This is a genomic window from Microbacterium sp. bgisy189, assembly GCF_057707225.1.
Genome location: NZ_JBYIPT010000014.1, coordinates 1 through 14,818, shown reverse-complemented (window position 1 = coordinate 14,818; position 14,818 = coordinate 1). Strand labels below are relative to the sequence as shown.

Below are 14,818 nucleotides of genomic sequence, written 5' to 3'. Positions count from 1 at the left end.
GTGACGGCCCCGACGGCCCAGGCGCTCTACGGTCGGAGCAGGACCTTCAGGCTGCTGGACGCGTCGCGGGACTGCTCGAAGGCGGCGGCGGCATCGTCGAAGGCGAACTCGTGGGTCGCCAGCGGCGACAGATCGATCCCCTGGGCGTCGGACGCCTGACGATCGACTCGAGGACGGCCTCGTACTCGCGATGAGCGATGGCGAACGACTGCGGGTGCCACAACTGATAGATGTGTAAGCAGCGTTCCGGGTAGGAGTCCACTACCCGCCCCAACGGGATGTCTGCACGCGCGACGCAGCAGCGGAGGAACGCGTGGTGCGCCACCAGCCAGGCGTCCATGTCACCGACTGCCAGCGCCGCATCCATTAGCGTCCCGTACTCGCGCGAAGCGCCGATCTCGGAGCGCAGCATCCGTCCACCGTCCGGCGCGCGCCTAAGGACTCCAGCTGAAGCCGGACACCGTAGAGCTGGTCGACCTCTTCTACGTCCGGGTGATACACCGTCGCTCGGCGATGGTATCGGCCTCGTTTGAGCCTTTCTTCCCGCAGCAAGCGAAACGCCTCGTGCAAATGACCTCCCCGTCGATCCAGGTCTTTCAACTTTCCATCCTGCGTGAGGCGGCAGTGGCGGTGACACTCCACTGCTCGGAAGAGCACTATTTCGCGCTATTGATCCGGACCCCGATGGTCGGAAGCTGTTCAGTGCCGCGTCATCGGCGCAATACGCTGGGAGACGGGGCTTCCTCTGCCCCGGGAGGACACCATGCAACCAGATAACCTCACGGTCACGGCTCGGGTGGCGCGCACAGCCGTCCCCGGGCGGCTGGACGATCTCACCGAGTGGGCGCATGGTTTCACCGGCCGGGCCCAGTCGTTCCCCGGCTACCGGGAGTCGAAGGTCCGAGTCTCGGAACGGCACCGGCGCCAGGTTGTCGTCGAGATCACGTTCGCTTCCCCCCATGACCTCATCCGGTGGGAGGACAGTAAGGAGCGGCAGGCGCACCTGCAACAGGCCGTGCCGCTCACGATCGGGCAGGCCCGTCCACTGACTCCGGACGCCCTCACCGGTGCAATCCCGACGGCCGGTCCCGCGCGCCCGCGGTGGTGGACGGCGATTTTAGTGTGGATCGCGCTGGTACCGCCTGCCATGTTCAACGCCTACTTCATCGCTCCGCTCCTGACCGGCCTGCCGCCGTACCTCCAGATCCTATGTACGACGCCACTGACCGTCGCGTGCGTCATCTGGGTGATGTTGCCTCTATTGCACGCGCTCGAGGAGAGCATCCGCCACTGGCTCGCGTGGCGGCGCGGGCGCTGAGCGTCTGCCCCATTAGGCGCTGTCGCGGCGGGCAAAGCCCTCTCCGCTCCCTCTTGTCAATCTTGCCTACCTTGGTGAGGGGCATGTCGTCGACGGCGATCAGCCGCTCGGGGTGCTTATGCTTAGCCACCCCGGCGGACTCCATGGCGGCGCGGATCCGTTCGAGCCCGAGCGGGCCGCCCTCCTTGAGACTCACGTAGACGCATACCCGCTCGCTGAACACGGGGTCGAGCATCGCGACGGCGGCCGCTAGATCGAAGCTGTCATAGCGGTAGACGAGGTCCTCCACCTCTTCGCACGAAATCTTCTCGCTGCCTCGGTTGATCATGTCGAGATGTAGCCATCCTCGGTGAAGGACCGCGCGTTCGTCTCAGGTGCGCGGTAGCATCCGCGCGGGGTGTAGCGGATCGGTTTCCTGCTCGAGCATAGATCGACGGCTCATCAGATGCCTCCAGAGTTCTTTTCGTCGGTTATGTCGGTGTGGTGATCAGCGGCGGCGCTGGCGCTTGCCGCCCCAGAACGCGCGGACTGCCATGGTGATCGCTTCGTCTTTGGTGAGGCGATCACCACGGGCCGCGGCTTCGTCGCGTGCCTGGTTGATGTACTCGAAGACGTCCGGAGGTAGTCGGAAGGTCGCGGGGTGTTTTTCGATGCGCTGGACATTGTACGGGCCGCGCTTCTTGCCGGTGCGGGGCGACGTGTCACACCCCAATCAGGGCGGCTTCGACGTCGTCATCGGCAACCCACCCTACGTCAACCGGCGCGAGCTCAGCTACCGCATCACCGGCTTCGAGACAGACAACGTCGACGACATCTACGCCTCCTGCTGCGAGCGCTCGGCGCAGATCACGCGCCCGGATGGCCGGCTCAGCCTGATCGTTCCCATCCGCAGCCAGTTCGCCGATCGCGACGAGTCACTGCGGAAGTTCTACGAGCGGCGGTTCGATGCGATCTGGGTGAGCACCTTCCAGGAACGCCCGGCTGCCCTGTTCCAGGTGAAGGTGCGCAGCACGATCATCACCGCCGCCGGGTATGGCAGCGTCTCCGAGCTGCACACGACGCTCACCCACAGCTGGATCGAGGCGTTCCGTCCGCATCTGATGGCGACACTGCGGTATTCGCTTCGGCCCGCCGGCTCGCGGACCCCGAACTGGATGCGCGCCAGCAGCGACGCGATGTTCGAGCTGATCGACACGCTGCTTGCGAAGGGCACGATCTCCTCGACGCCGCTTGTCCGTGTGAGCGACTACTCCGTCGGTTTCAAGAAGACCGCCACGTACTTCCTGAGCACGTACACGGTGCCGCCGGTCACCTACGACAAGACCACGCACGCCACGGTGCCCCTCAACGAGGGGAAGCTGTTCGTTCAGAACCGGAAGGACCAGCTCGCGGCCAGCGCGATCGCGGCGTCGCGGCTGGCGTTCCTGTGGTGGACGTTCACGGGCGACTGCTTCAACGTCACCAAGGGCACGATGTCGCAGATCCCATTCTCCCCGCACGCTTACGGGCAGGACACGTTCGATGCTCTGGTGGAGCTCGGCGAGAGGATCGAGGAGGCGCTGCCGGCCGTGCGCTCCTGGGATCTCAACTCCGGGAAGTACGTGGGCGGGTACGCGATCCCCGAACTGCGTCATCTCACCGGTCAGGCCGACGAGATCATGCTGGAGGCGATCGGCCGCATCGATCTGCTGCCGGAGATCCAGTACGCCCACGCCCGGATGTACAAGAGCACCGGGATTTCCGCGACGACACTGCGAAAGTTGCCGTTCGAGGTCGAGGTGTGACGCGCGACATCCGCACGGGTCCTTTGCCCTCGAGCGACTGCGATCGTTCGTCCGGGTCAGGATCCTCTGAGTGATGGATATGACAGGTAGGCGCTACCGGATGAGTTGACCCATCTCCCAGTCGCCGAGAGGGATCGTCCGACAAGTTCTGTCAGCGGTCCAAGCGGGACGGTGGCGGTCAGGTTGATCATCGCCGCACAGCATAGAACGCGTTCTCGAACTCGATGGGCGGGACGACACACCGACAGCGGTGGGGTGCCTACCCTTCTCAGGCGGAGTCACGGAGCGAGGTGACAAGCTCCGCGGGGAGGGCAAAGACCTTCTCGAGCAACGGGAGAAGGTCCCGGACTGCCTCGAGGTGCTGCTCTTCGGTCAGATCGTCGATCGCCGGAGGCTCGTCGCCAGTCCAGCCGATCGCTTCCGCCACGATCGTCAGGGACCAGGAGTCCCACCTGAGCCGCCCCTCGGATCGCAGCTGCTCCCGGAACTGACCGAGCACGCCCACGGGCTGAAACGCATTGCGATCGCGCGCGAGCTCGTCGCGAACGTACAACATCGCCGTTTCGAAACCGAGCAGGAACGTGTGCACTCGCTCGAACGTGACGGGCTGCCCGATATACATTCCGGATCGCTTCACGAATGCCTCGGCGATCGAGTAGACCGGCAACTCGGCCGGCCCGTTAGTTTCACTCATCTCGACTTCCCTGCCAGCAGCTCAGGAGACGGTCATTACCCGCGGCGCCGTTTGCGGCCCCAGTAGGCGCGAAGCGCAACGGTGACGATCTCGTCCTTGGTGAGGCGGTCGCCGCGGCTGGCTGCATCCTGCTTGGCCCAGTCCATCAGTTCAAGCGCGTCGTCGGGGAGACGGATCGAGACGGGCTTCTTCTGGACGTAGACGACGTTGTAGGGCCCCCGCTTCTTCTTCGCCGGCGGTGGCGTCTCCGCCTCGGCCGACTCAGGAGGCGTCGCGCTCGCCGCTGCCGGCTTCTGGCTTGCGCGAGGTGCGCGTGCGGGTGCTTCGGACGTCGCTGCCTGGTCGACGTCGCTGGTGACTTCCTCAGCGGGGGGCGCGGCCTTGCGTGCGCGGGGCTTCGCTGCAGCTGTGGGCTTCTTCGGGGCGGCCATGGTCACTGACCACCTCCTCGGTTTCCACGGCGGCGAGCGCGGCGCTCCTCGATGCGCCGCTTCTCTTCCATGCTGATGAGCTCCGCCGGCGACAGCGAGCGGGGGCGGTGAGTGCGGCCGCGCTCGGCCTGCCTCTGGTACTCGGTCGTCTTGGCCGTGCTGACGACGTTGAGGGTGACGCCGGTGATGGTGTCGCGGCTGGTGTCGAGGTTCACGTATCGGTTCTTCGACTCTTCGCGGAACCAGCCGAGGGCGTCGCCGCCGTTCTCGTGGATGCGCTTGAGCATCGTCGAGGCGTTGTACGAGTTGACCTCCATCACGCGGCCGTTGGAGAAGGTCAGGTGGGCGGTGATCTGCTTCTGCTTGTCGTGGGACTGGCCCTTGGCGGCGTTGCGGACCTGCTTGATCAGTTCGGCGTTCGCCTGCTCGCGGCCCTTCGCGGTGCGGCCCTTGGGGATGCGCATCTCGATGTACCGGTCGCCCCCGGTGGCGTATGCCACGTCGACGCGCAGCCGACCACCCTGGCGACCCTCAACGTAGGTGCCGCTGAGGTCTTCGGGGATGACGGGCTTGGCGCCGGCCTTGCCTCGCACGGGGGCGATCGAGCCGTCCTTGCGCCGGCGCCGCGGCGGGACGTGGGTGAGGCGTCCGGTGTCAGCGAGCTCCTGGAGCGCCTGGCGGTAGAGGGCGCCGCTGGTTTCGCCGTTGAGGATCTTGCGGACCATTCGAGGCGAGCGGTGCAGCTCCTCGGCGATCTCGGCCGTGCTGATGCCCTTGCGCCGCAGATCGCGGATGAGGTCTTGGGCGGTGCGCTGCTGGTCAGCCATCAGCCCTTCTCCTCTGCCTGCTCGAGCGCCTTGGCGATGCCGGCCCGCTCGGCACGTGCTTTCAGCGCGTCACGCTGCCGCAGCGTCTCCGGCGTGATGAAGGATCCGTTGAGGTAGCCCTGCAGGCGCAGGCGCCCGGTCTTGCCGTCGTCGCCGCCGCCGATGAACCGGTCCGGCAGGGACCACGCCGGCAGCTTGGTCGTGTAGATCGCATCACCCTGGATGCCGATGAGCGTCGAGGGGTCGACCGTGAGAGCACCGGAGGTGTAGCCGCCGAGGGAGCTGGGGCCGTGGAGGACGCGAGCGCGTGCGCGACCCCAGACCTGGGCGGCGAGCTCCGGGTGGTAGAAGCTTCGGGTGCGGTCGTTCGGGCGCGACGGGATGCGATAGATCCAGAGGTTGCCCTGTCGCAGCATCTTGGCCCTGTACTCGGGCGGGACGTCATCGGGCGACGCGGCGACGCGGGTCTCGTCGCGGCCCGCGGCGGCGAATGCACCGATCGAGTGCAGCATGATGTTCCGCAGCGCGGCGAGCACAGCGCGGCGCAGGTCCGGGTGCATCTCGTCCTGCAGCTGGACTCGCTCGCGGGCGCGCGTCATGCGCTCGGTGAAGGTGTCTAGAGGCTTGGCCTTGCGGAACACCACGGCCTCGTGAGGGCGGATCTCCCACCCGTGCTTGAGGGCGACGTGGATCTCGCTGCCGTCGGCCCAGGTGTCGTGCACCGCTCCGGGCCGGTTCGGATAGAACCAGCCTTCGCGAACGTCCAGGTGCTTCACACCGAGCAGGCCAACGTGGTTCCAGCCCTGAGGGACGCGGAACCGCACGTGGAAGCGGGCGCGCGCGTAGGGGTCTTGCTCGAGCAGCTCGTACGCGGCGGCCTGGTTCAGCCGGATCGCGGGGCCGATACCGAGCTCGCGCCCGACGCCGGCGAACATGAACCGGCCGTCGACGTAGGCGAACTCGCTGATCTTCTTCGTCTTGGCCGGGTCGATCAGCGGGACGCAGTCCTCGTGCTTGGCGAACGACTCCCCCGCGACCAGGTGGTCGTAGTGGTGCAGGCCCGAGGTGAAGTGGATCTCCTGGGCGATGTCGTCTTCGACCGGCACGGGGTTGATGTTCTTCGGCAGCGACAGCGCCCACAGGTTCGTTCCGGTGGCGGCAGGGCTGTTGAACAGGCGCGCGTTCTCGTCGGCGTGGCGAATGATCGACGCGGTGACGTTCCAGGCCAGACGAGCCTGGGCAGGGGTCAGCGGCCCGTCGCCGAACCACTCCTCCGCGGTGCGGACTTCGATCTTGAAGCCGGTGACCGCGTGCTCGAACCGACCGGTGGGCGGGCCGTTGTTGACCCAGTGGGCTCCGGGCTTCCAGTTCGGGGTCTGGACGTACAGCCAGTGCCGCACGCCAGGCGCAGGCTCGGGGCGCTTCCCGGTCAGCATGATGCGGTTAGCGCCGTACGAGGCAGCCGTGTCGAGCAGGTCCGTCAGGTTGGGGTTCTTGCGGCGCTCGCCGATGACGGGGCGAACGGGCGTGCCGGCGTCGGTGACGCCTTGCCCGGTGGTCTGGTCGACCCAGATCGTGGGCACGTCCTTCGGCGTCCACGGCTTGGGTCGGTAGTTCAGCTCGTCCATCTCACCCCCTCATTCGTCAGGTTATATTAGTCAAGAGTGCTTGAAAATTGCAATCAGATTTCGCAGTCGACGGGCGCTCCATGAAGGTCTGGCGGGGTCGCTAGGACGCGAGGCGGCCGCCGTAAGAGCGCCCGCGTCCGTGGTAGGACTTCTGCGCCTTCCGCAGCCCTTCCTCGGTCATCCCCAGCAGGAGGGCGATCTCTCGCTGGGTCAGCTCGGCCGCGCGCGCCTCGTCGACGACTTTGCCGCGGCGTTCGCGCAGCTCGTCCGCTTGCGCGAGCTGCTGGCCGATGCGACGGAGCTCCTCACGGATGGCGTCCGCGTCCTTGTTAGCCATGCGCCCCAGCATCCCCAACCAAGTTGGGTCTGGTTGCCGCGGCGCGCCGTAACCGCGAAAGTGGTTATATTCATCCAGCTGAGAGGAGCGCTGATGACCGGACGGCACCTCACCACGGCGGACGTCGCCGAGAAGCTCGGCGTGTCCGTCGTCGCGGTCTACAAGATGCGCTCCATCAGCAACAAGCTGCGCAGAGCCGGCCAGGAGGGTCCTCTGCTCCCCGAGCCGGTTGCCATAGAAGGCAACTCCCCGCTCTACGACGAGGCCGCGATCGACGCATTCGCGCAGGAGCGCGCGCGCAGGGCGCCCTCGCAGCGCGGCCGCCGGCCGCGACTGATGCCGGGACTGGCGCGCGATGCGGCTTTCGCGGAGCGGTTGCGGGCGGCGATCGCGGACGGGGCGGGGGCGCCCGAGGTTCCCACGCAGGCGGCTCTGATCGACCTGCTCGGCTTGAACGTCGTCACGTTCGGTGAGCGGATGCGAGGGCGCACCCGCTGGACCGACGCCGAGCTCGAGGTGATCAGGCGCACCCTCGGTGTCGACACGACGGATGCGAACGAGGTCGTAGACCGCGCTCGCGCGGCCAAGCGTCAGGCGCGCGCGGCGAGATCCCACGCGGGTTCGTAGCGGCTTCACGACATGCTCCCGCTCTCGTCGCTGGCTTGCTGGGCAGCGCAGGTTGAGAGCGTGTCCACGAGCGCACCGCGGTCGGCTTCGTCGACCGCGAGGTGCCAGGTGTCGACGATCTCCGTGTAGCGGGCGACGTAGGTGCACACGTAGTCGGCGTTCGATGGCAGCCACAGGGCTGGCCCGTGGTCGTTCTTGGCCGCATTCGTGTTGCCATCGACGGCGACGATGTTGTCGAACGAGTTGGCGAACTGAATGCGCTGCTGCTCGGTCCACGCCCACGCGCCCCCGGCGTGCGCCGCCGAAAGGCTGACGATGTGGTCGATCTGGACGCCGGAGCTTCCCGGGGCTCCAGGGGCGGCGATCCGGTCGTGCTCGAACTCAATGCGTGTGCCCGTGTACGGATCGGGGTCGAGCACGCCGGAGAGCACCGTGCAACCGTCACGGACGACGTCCTGCAGCTGGACGGCGAGGAGATCGTCTCGCTGATCGCAGCCGTTTCCCTCGATGTCGATCCAGCGCTCGCCGAACGTGGCGCGGCGATACTCGGGAATCTCCTCGGTGGGATCGATCAGCGGCAGCTCCTGCGCGACTGCGGCGAGCGCGGTGTAGTCGTAGGTCGGGTCCGGGGCGGGTGCCTGCGGGCGCGTCCATGTGTCGATCCAGGAGGTGATGCCCAGCTGGTGGGCGCCGAAGCCGAGCGCGAGAGCTGCGACCGCGGCGAGGGCTGTGCTGGCGCGGCGGGTGCGTCGGTTCATCTGCGCTCCTTTGCCTGTGCGGTGTCGGCTTGGTCGAGCAGCAGTATGGTTCGGGCGATCTGGGTGCGTGCCTCGTCGATGACCTCGAGGGTTTCGTCGTCGGCGTCGAGCTCTGAGAGTGCGTGGCTCTGGCGGCGGAGCTGGTCGCCGAGGTGGAACATGCCGGCACTGAGGAGGACCTCGGCGAGCGCGGCCGCGCGGGCGCCTTGGTGGTCGGCGCTGACGGCGAGGTCGTCGATGATCTCGATGAGGGTTGCGCGGGATCCCATCGTTGGGTCTTCTCCTGGAGTGAGCTCGCGGAGCGCTTCACGGTTGAGCAGCGTCTGGAAGAGCCTGTGCATCCGTTGGGTGAGGGGGCGGCCGTCGCGGCGGGTGCAGTTGAGCGCGAACTCGCGGAAGCTCCATCGGACGGTGACGGGTGTGCCGGTCTGGATGGTCATGGCTTCCTGGAGGCGCACGGCGATGTCGGTCATCAGTGCTCCTCGGTTCGGCCCAGGTGGGGGATCTGCTTGAGGTGGGCGCCGCGGCCGTTGCCGAGCTGGGGGGAGATCGCGCAGCTGGGCAGGTGCAGTCTCGCGTTCGGCCCGTGGCCTGCTGCCGCGTGGGGTGTGGGCTGCCGCGTTGGCCGGGTGTGCCGGGCGCCTCGCTGAGTCAGCGGGAGGGGGTTGAAGCGCAGCGACAGGGCCCAGCGATGGCCGCCGAGCGCGCGGACGACCCGCAGCCACTCTCCCTCTTTGGTGGAGTCGATGGTGAAGGTGTTCGGCTGGTCAGACATCTGCGGCTTCTTTCGGTGCGAAGGGGCTGTTCTTGGCGTCGCGGAGCATCTGCCGGGTGATCGGCTCGGTCTCCTCGAGCGAGGCGAGCGAGAAGTAGTGGCGGCGGGCGCGGGCCGCTTCGGTGCAGGTGAGCAGCTGGCGGTTGCCGTGGTTCGGGCATCCTCCCTTGCTGCGGCATCCGGCCAGGTAGCCGGCGGTGGTGCCGTGCAGGGCGGCTTCGAGGATGTCGAGCGTCTTGCTCATCAGGCGGCCTGCCGGAGTCCGAGGTCGTCACGGTCGCGGTCGATGGTGCGGACGTCGACGCCGAGCAGGTCGCTGAGCTGGGTGAGGCTGAGTCCGCGTTCGGTCCCGCGTCGGGTGGCTTCGAGGCGCTCGTCTCGGGTGAGGCGGACGTTCTGGCCGGCGAGAGCGAGCTCGATCGCGATCTCGTCGAGCAGGGGTTCCTGCCCGGCTGTGGGCGGTGCCGGGTCGGTGTCGATGTCGTCCCAGGCCAGCGGCGGCAGCCAGCCGTGCCGGCGTGCGACCGTGAGTGCGTAGGAGCGGCCGACCCGCTGCGCTCGGGTGTGGGTGGGGGGCTGCTGGTCCCAGAGCTCGTCGTAGAGCGCGGCGATGTCGTCGTGGACACGGATGTCCACGTAGGCGCCTTCGAGTGCCTTGTTGACCTTCCAGCGCGGGTAGCCGAGTCGGCGTGCGATCTCGTGGTGGTTCCATCCGATCGCGGCCAGAGCCTGGAGGCGCCGGCGGGTGCCGCGGCCGTTGACTCGGCCCTGCGCGGCGAGAGTGCTGCTGTCGGGGGTGACTGCGAGGAGTTTGCGGGCGGTGGCGCCGGTGACGAACCGTGCCGTCTCGCTGTTGAGCAGGCGACGGACCGTGGCGCCGCCGACGCCGGCGCTGATGGCGATCCGTTCGGGGATCATCCCGGTGTCGACCAGTGCCTGCAGGTGCTGCCGGATCGGCTCGATGGGTTGGTGCGCGTCCTGGTATCGCCCGTAGGCCAGGAGACGGTAGCGGTCGCGGCGGCGGCGCGCGTTGCCGTCCATGCAGGCGCGGCACCCGCAGAGGTGGACGACGTAGCAGGTGGAGGTCAGCCCGTGCTTGTGGTCCGGCGGGCAGGTGTGGGTCCGCATCTTCTCCTCCTCACAGATGGTTATATTCCCGAATATAACCCGTTCCCGAGGGTTTGGAACCCCCTCACTGCTAAGGGGTGGCCCCAGAGGCTCGAAGTCGACAATCTGAACGAGCTACAACGTTTGTTGCGGTTTCTCGCTACACTGTGCGCATGGCAGGATCAACTTTCGCTCGTCTGGGCGAGCTCGCGTCACAGCGTTGGGGCCTGGTGACCACCGCCCAGGCGCTCGAGGCTGGCGTGGCGCGCCCGACCCTGACGCGCCTCGCCAACAGCGGCGCGCTCATCCGCGTCGCGCGCGGCGTCTACCGCCTCGCCGGCGCGCCAGAGCACGAGCAGGAGGCGATCCTCGCGACCTGGCTCGCCCTCGGCGGCGCCGACCGTCCCCGCACAGACACCGGCGTCCCGCCCGTCGTCGCCGCAGGCCAGACGGCCGCGCAGCTGCATGGCATCGGCGACTGGTTCCCCGGGCCACTCGAGTTCGTCGTTCCCACCCGCCGCGGTACCCGCCTGGACGGGGTGCGGCTCCGCACCCGCGAGCTCGCGCCCACCGAGGTGGTCTCCGTCGACGGGATGCCGACCATGAGCGTCGAGCGCACGATCGCCGACCTGATCGAGCAGTGGGTCGACCGCTCCCTCGTCGCCGATGCGCTCGCCGACGCCGCGGACGCGGGAAAGCTGCTCTCCCCCGCCCGCCTGACCGAGTATCTGGAGCCGCTGGCCAAGCCCAACAAGTACCCCTCGGGTGCCGCGCTCGCGGCTGATCTGCTCGCTCTTGCGGGCGTCGACGCGGTGGTGCCGGCCGATGCCTGAGCCCGACGGCTACAAAGACTGGACGGGGCTTGCGCAGGCGATCAAGGCGGCCGCGACGAAGGCAGCCGGTGACGGCGCGAGCGCGCTGGATGTGAATGCGCAGATCGTGCAGGCACAGCACGATCGTTTCCTCAGCCGGGTCTTTGCGGAGGGGGAAGAGTCCGAGTGGCTGCTCAAGGGCGGCACGGCGATGCTCGCCCGGGTGCCGAAGTCACGGTCGACGAAAGACCTGGATCTGGCCTCGACCGGCGCCGCCGATCTGGATGCCGCGCAGCAGGCGCTCGAGCAGGCAGCCGCGCGTGATCTCGGCGACCATGTGCGGTTCCAGCTCACCCGTGCCCGTGCGACCGGGCGAGGAGAGAACCAGCCGGGTGTCGCGACCCGGCGCCTGGTGTTCACATGTCTGGACGCGAACACCGGCCGGAGGATCTCCGACATCCCCATCGACGTGGTCGTCGGCCCTCCCCCGGTCGGCCGCGTCGAGACGATCGAGCCGTCGACGCGGCTGCAGCTGGGGCGGCCGGTCCCGTCGCACCCCTACCGGCTGTTCCCGATCTCCGATCAGGTCGCGGAGAAGGTCACTGCGACGATGAGCACCTACAACGGCCGCCCCAGCAGCCGCGCGAAAGACCTGGTGGACATCGTCACCATTGCACGCACGCAGCGCGTCGACCTGCGCGAGCTGCAGATGGCCATCGACGCGAAGCGTGCACTGTCAAAGCTCGACTCGTTCACTACGTTCACGGTCCCGGACGGTTGGGACGGTCCCTACCGGGTGCTCGCGGCCGGCACGCCCTCAGCCGGCGGGATCACCGATCTGGGTGAGGCCGTGGCTCTCGCGCGTCAGCTGATCGATCCCGCGCTCGCCGACGCGCCCGTGCAACCGGGGACGGTCTGGGTCCCTGGCTCAGGCTGGACACAGAACCCTCCGCCGCCGGAGCCGGGCGGCAGCGGATCCCCTTCGGGGGAGGTCCACGTGCGCGCGCACGTGCGCTCCGGTTATCCCGTCACGGAGCACTGGCGCGCAGCGCGCGGCTCAGCCCAGGAGTGACCGCGTCAGTGCGCCGCGTCGTACGCCTCGAGGATGGACGCGGGAACCCTGCCGCGATCGCTGACCTGGTGTCCGTTCTGACTGGCCCATTCACGCACCGTGTTGAGATCGGCCCGTCCGCCCCGCGACGTCCTCGCCGGACGCCGGGTGGCTGCGCCGATGCGGCGCGCGCTCTTGGCCCAGGCCTCGAACTCGAGATCGATCTCGAGTTGCTTTCCGTCGATCGCGAAGGTCGCGGGATCGAGCCGCTCGCCAGGTCGCGCACACCACCGCGAAGGGCGGCGTCATCGCGATGACGAAGTCGCTCGCTGCGGAGGGCGCCCGCTACGGCGTCCGCGCGAACTCGATCTCGCCTGGCTTCGTCAGCACCCCGGCGACGGACAAGGCGGTGGATGCGGAGGGCAAGGCCTGGCAGGTCGGCAACGCGCTCATTCAACGCCCCGGCACGGGCGAGGACATCGCGTACATGCCGCTCTACCTGGCCTCCGACGAGTCCTCTTGGGTGACCGGACAGAACTACAGCGTCGACGGCGGCGCGACCGCCGGGTGGCGGAACGACAGCGAGACGGACCGACTGGCCGCGAAGAACGGCTGACACGCGGGTCGCGGCGCGACCGGTGACGGACGTGAGGCACGGTGTCAGCTGACACCGTGCCTCCCGTCCGTCGTGGCCACCTCGTCTAAATCGCGAGGTACCCGCCGTCGACGGCGAACTGCGCGCCGGTCGCGAAGGCGGCCGCGTCGGAACCGAGCCACGCGACCATCTCGGCGATGTCGTGCGGCGTGCCGAGTCGGCCGATCGGGTGCTTCGTCAGCAGCGCGTCCTTGAAGCCGGGGTAGGTCTCCTCCAGCGCGTCTATCATTGGCGTCTGGATCACCCCGGGCAGCACTGCGTTCACGCGGATGCCTTTGTCGGAGTACTCCACCGCGGCGGCTCGGGTGAGGCCGATGACGCCGTGCTTCGACGTGACGTAGGCGGACTGGTGGGCGATGGCGACCTGCCCGAGGGACGAGGCGGTGTTGATGATGGATCCGCCGCCCTGCGCCAGCATCTGCGGGATCTCGGCCTGCACGCCGGTTCAATATTCCGCACAGAGGAAGTTGGCCCCACGGCGTTACTGCAGTCAATCGTTCTGTTGCGCAAGCCCCCGCAGGTAAGCACGTGCGTCGTCGAGGCTGACGACATCGCCGTACTTCGCGTCGATGTCAAAGAGGCTGGCCAGGTGCGGAAGGGCTGCCCGGTCGCCGACTGCCTCTTCGACGACGATGGTGTGGAAGCCGTAGGAGCAGGCGTCAACCGCCGAGGCGCGCACGCACCCACTGGTGGTGCAGCCGACGATGATGATGGTGTCGACACCCCGTGAGATCAAGCGTGCGGCGAGATCAGTTCCGAAGAAGCAGGATGCGTACTTCTTCACCAGGGTCATCTCGTGGGGCAGCTGGCCCAGCCTGCTGTCGACCTCCACCCATTCGCTGCCCTCCACCAACAGGTGGTTGGACGGGATCTTCTTGATCCAGAGCCCCGCCTCCTGCAATTCGGTGTCGTACGCGACCGTCGAGAAGAAGATGGGGATCTCGAGTTCACGGGCGGGGACGAGTAAGGCATTGGTGGCGGCCAGCTGTGACTCCAGTTCGCCTGACAGGGGCGAACGGCTGTCCGTGAATCCGGTGATCAAGTCGACGATCAGCAGCGCCGGCTTCTCGCCGTAGCCGATCCGGCCGCCCAATCCCTTGGCCTTGAACTCGTCGCGCAGCCGTGCGTACTCATCGATCAGCTCCGTATTCGTCACGAATCGGCTCTCCTGTTCCCCGTCGACTGATAGTGCGCCGCGATGGCATCGCTCGTCGTCACCCAGACACCATCGTGAGACGTGATGTGCTCGAGGGCCCGATCAAGGTAGCGGTGGCGGAACGGCTGGCCGACGATGAACGGGTGCAACGGCAGCGACATGACGCGACCCGAGTGCTCGGAGTCTGAATAGAGCTGATCGAACTGGTCGATCACCGCTTCCAGGAACTGCGGGCCGGTATAGCTCTTACTCACGAACATCGTCACATCGTTGAGTTCTATCGTGTAGGGAACGCTGAACATCCCGTCGACGTTCAGCGGATACGGCTGATCGTCGTTCGTCCAGTCCAGGACGTAGTCATACCCCAGCTCCCGAAGGATCCGCGGCGTCTCGAACGTCTCTGTGAGCGCCGGGCCAAGCCAGCCCCGCGGCCGTACTCCGGTGGCGGAGGCGATTGTATCCGTCACGTCTTGAAGGTAGGCGCGCTCCGTGTCAGCACCCATTCCAGCTTGGAAGGTGGAATTGTCGCGGCCATGCGCGAGCCACGCCCAGCCGCGTTGCCGGCCTGCCTCGAGAATCTGGGGGTAGTGCCGACAAACGTCGGAGTTGAGAAGCACACTTGCGGGCACTCCATGTCGGTCGAGGCTCTCGATCATCCGCCACAGGCCTACCCGCGGACCGTAATCGCGCCAGCCGTAATTGAGTGGATCCGGCTGCAGCATCGCGGTACCGCCGAAGATGCTCGTGGAGGGCTTGTCGATCTGATAGTGCTCGATGTTCAGCCCGACATAGAACGCCACTCGGGCCCCATTCGGCCACGAAATCGTCGGTCGCTCCGTGATCGGGCTGTAATCGAAG

General features: G+C 67.4%; 21 protein-coding genes. 6 read left to right on the top strand and 15 right to left on the bottom strand.

The features are described 5' to 3' along the window. Nucleotides 1-763 precede the first annotated feature (763 nt). Entirely contained in the window at nucleotides 764-1,318 is a 555-nt protein-coding gene (locus AC3ENX_RS13830) for a putative antibiotic biosynthesis monooxygenase (RefSeq protein WP_005050743.1), read from the top strand. Here AC3ENX_RS13830 and AC3ENX_RS13825 read toward each other — a convergent pair. Continuing rightward, nucleotides 1,239-1,646 (bottom strand): AMP-binding enzyme, encoded by a 408-nt coding sequence (locus tag AC3ENX_RS13825; protein ID WP_005050745.1) that lies wholly within the window; start codon nucleotides 1,644-1,646, stop codon nucleotides 1,239-1,241. The two genes, AC3ENX_RS13830 and AC3ENX_RS13825, sit on opposite strands and share 80 nt — an antisense overlap. 205 nt (nucleotides 1,647-1,851) lie before the next feature. On the opposite strand from AC3ENX_RS13825, the gene AC3ENX_RS13820 reads away from it, so the two are divergent. Then, a complete protein-coding gene (locus tag AC3ENX_RS13820) occupies nucleotides 1,852-3,102 on the top strand; it encodes an Eco57I restriction-modification methylase domain-containing protein (protein WP_082157161.1) in 1,251 nt (416 codons plus the stop codon). 268 nt (nucleotides 3,103-3,370) lie between these two features. On the opposite strand, the gene AC3ENX_RS13815 is transcribed toward AC3ENX_RS13820, so the two are convergent. From AC3ENX_RS13815 to AC3ENX_RS13795, 5 genes are all read right to left on the bottom strand, one after another. Beyond that, nucleotides 3,371-3,769: a hypothetical protein gene (locus AC3ENX_RS13815; RefSeq protein WP_043340515.1), complete on the bottom strand. Its 399-nt coding sequence runs from the start codon at nucleotides 3,767-3,769 to the stop codon at nucleotides 3,371-3,373. A gap of 62 nt (nucleotides 3,770-3,831) precedes the next feature. Next, the gene (locus AC3ENX_RS13810) at nucleotides 3,832-4,233 is read right to left on the bottom strand and encodes a hypothetical protein (protein WP_005050751.1); all 402 of its coding nucleotides are present in this window, start codon (nucleotides 4,231-4,233) and stop codon (nucleotides 3,832-3,834) included. Then, nucleotides 4,230-5,054 (bottom strand): hypothetical protein, encoded by an 825-nt coding sequence (locus AC3ENX_RS13805; RefSeq protein ID WP_005050753.1) that lies wholly within the window; start codon nucleotides 5,052-5,054, stop codon nucleotides 4,230-4,232. Before AC3ENX_RS13805 ends, AC3ENX_RS13810 begins: the two co-directional genes overlap by 4 nt. Next, nucleotides 5,054-6,682: a hypothetical protein gene (locus AC3ENX_RS13800; RefSeq protein WP_005050756.1), complete on the bottom strand. Its 1,629-nt coding sequence runs from the start codon at nucleotides 6,680-6,682 to the stop codon at nucleotides 5,054-5,056. The genes AC3ENX_RS13805 and AC3ENX_RS13800 overlap by 1 nt, the downstream gene beginning before the upstream one ends. A 100-nt stretch (nucleotides 6,683-6,782) precedes the next feature. After that, entirely contained in the window at nucleotides 6,783-7,019 is a 237-nt protein-coding gene (locus tag AC3ENX_RS13795; RefSeq protein ID WP_043340519.1) for a hypothetical protein, read from the bottom strand. 93 nt (nucleotides 7,020-7,112) lie between these two features. Here AC3ENX_RS13795 and AC3ENX_RS13790 point away from each other — a divergent pair, with 93 nt between their 5' ends. Then, nucleotides 7,113-7,646, top strand: coding sequence for a helix-turn-helix transcriptional regulator (locus tag AC3ENX_RS13790; RefSeq protein ID WP_005050761.1), 534 nt, complete (start codon nucleotides 7,113-7,115; stop codon nucleotides 7,644-7,646). Nucleotides 7,647-7,651: 5 nt separating this feature from the next. Here AC3ENX_RS13790 and AC3ENX_RS13785 read toward each other — a convergent pair whose 3' ends face one another. From AC3ENX_RS13785 to AC3ENX_RS13765, 5 genes are read right to left on the bottom strand one after another with little or no spacing between them, the layout of a single operon-like run. Then, entirely contained in the window at nucleotides 7,652-8,404 is a 753-nt protein-coding gene (locus AC3ENX_RS13785; protein ID WP_005050763.1) for an HNH endonuclease family protein, read from the bottom strand. Continuing rightward, a complete protein-coding gene (locus AC3ENX_RS13780; protein ID WP_005050765.1) occupies nucleotides 8,401-8,877 on the bottom strand; it encodes a hypothetical protein in 477 nt (158 codons plus the stop codon). The genes AC3ENX_RS13785 and AC3ENX_RS13780 overlap by 4 nt, the downstream gene beginning before the upstream one ends. Further along, nucleotides 8,877-9,179, bottom strand: a complete 303-nt coding sequence (locus AC3ENX_RS13775; RefSeq protein WP_005050767.1) for a hypothetical protein — start codon at nucleotides 9,177-9,179, stop codon at nucleotides 8,877-8,879. Before AC3ENX_RS13775 ends, AC3ENX_RS13780 begins: the two co-directional genes overlap by 1 nt. Beyond that, nucleotides 9,172-9,423 carry a hypothetical protein gene (locus AC3ENX_RS13770; protein WP_005050769.1) on the bottom strand — a complete coding sequence of 84 codons (252 nt, stop codon included), beginning with the start codon at nucleotides 9,421-9,423 and terminating at the stop codon, nucleotides 9,172-9,174. Before AC3ENX_RS13770 ends, AC3ENX_RS13775 begins: the two co-directional genes overlap by 8 nt. After that, the gene (locus AC3ENX_RS13765) at nucleotides 9,423-10,307 is read right to left on the bottom strand and encodes a hypothetical protein (RefSeq protein ID WP_005050771.1); all 885 of its coding nucleotides are present in this window, start codon (nucleotides 10,305-10,307) and stop codon (nucleotides 9,423-9,425) included. The genes AC3ENX_RS13770 and AC3ENX_RS13765 overlap by 1 nt, the downstream gene beginning before the upstream one ends. 152 nt (nucleotides 10,308-10,459) lie before the next feature. Here AC3ENX_RS13765 and AC3ENX_RS13760 point away from each other — a divergent pair, with 152 nt between their 5' ends. Both AC3ENX_RS13760 and AC3ENX_RS13755 read left to right on the top strand, forming a co-directional pair. Continuing rightward, nucleotides 10,460-11,119, top strand: a complete 660-nt coding sequence (locus AC3ENX_RS13760) for a type IV toxin-antitoxin system AbiEi family antitoxin domain-containing protein (RefSeq protein WP_005050774.1) — start codon at nucleotides 10,460-10,462, stop codon at nucleotides 11,117-11,119. Then, nucleotides 11,112-12,170, top strand: a complete 1,059-nt coding sequence (locus AC3ENX_RS13755; RefSeq protein ID WP_005050776.1) for a nucleotidyl transferase AbiEii/AbiGii toxin family protein — start codon at nucleotides 11,112-11,114, stop codon at nucleotides 12,168-12,170. The genes AC3ENX_RS13760 and AC3ENX_RS13755 overlap by 8 nt, the downstream gene beginning before the upstream one ends. Nucleotides 12,171-12,175: 5 nt before the next feature. Here AC3ENX_RS13755 and AC3ENX_RS13750 read toward each other — a convergent pair whose 3' ends face one another. After that, complete coding sequence (locus AC3ENX_RS13750; RefSeq protein WP_425488716.1) at nucleotides 12,176-12,331, bottom strand: Lsr2 family DNA-binding protein; 156 nt, start codon at nucleotides 12,329-12,331, stop codon at nucleotides 12,176-12,178. On the opposite strand from AC3ENX_RS13750, the gene AC3ENX_RS13745 reads away from it, so the two are divergent. Next, complete coding sequence (locus AC3ENX_RS13745; RefSeq protein WP_082157159.1) at nucleotides 12,322-12,765, top strand: SDR family NAD(P)-dependent oxidoreductase; 444 nt, start codon at nucleotides 12,322-12,324, stop codon at nucleotides 12,763-12,765. The two genes, AC3ENX_RS13750 and AC3ENX_RS13745, sit on opposite strands and share 10 nt — an antisense overlap. Before the next feature lie 85 nt (nucleotides 12,766-12,850). Here the strand turns inward: AC3ENX_RS13745 and AC3ENX_RS13740 are convergent, their stop codons facing one another. The 3 genes from AC3ENX_RS13740 to AC3ENX_RS13730 all read right to left on the bottom strand — a co-directional run. After that, nucleotides 12,851-13,243, bottom strand: coding sequence for an SDR family oxidoreductase (locus AC3ENX_RS13740; protein ID WP_005050794.1), 393 nt, complete (start codon nucleotides 13,241-13,243; stop codon nucleotides 12,851-12,853). A gap of 51 nt (nucleotides 13,244-13,294) precedes the next feature. After that, complete coding sequence (locus AC3ENX_RS13735; RefSeq protein ID WP_005050795.1) at nucleotides 13,295-13,960, bottom strand: N-carbamoylsarcosine amidohydrolase; 666 nt, start codon at nucleotides 13,958-13,960, stop codon at nucleotides 13,295-13,297. Beyond that, the coding region (locus AC3ENX_RS13730) for a polysaccharide deacetylase family protein (RefSeq protein WP_236969048.1) at nucleotides 13,957-14,818 on the bottom strand (862 nt) is incomplete at its 5' end. The genes AC3ENX_RS13730 and AC3ENX_RS13735, both read right to left, overlap by 4 nt.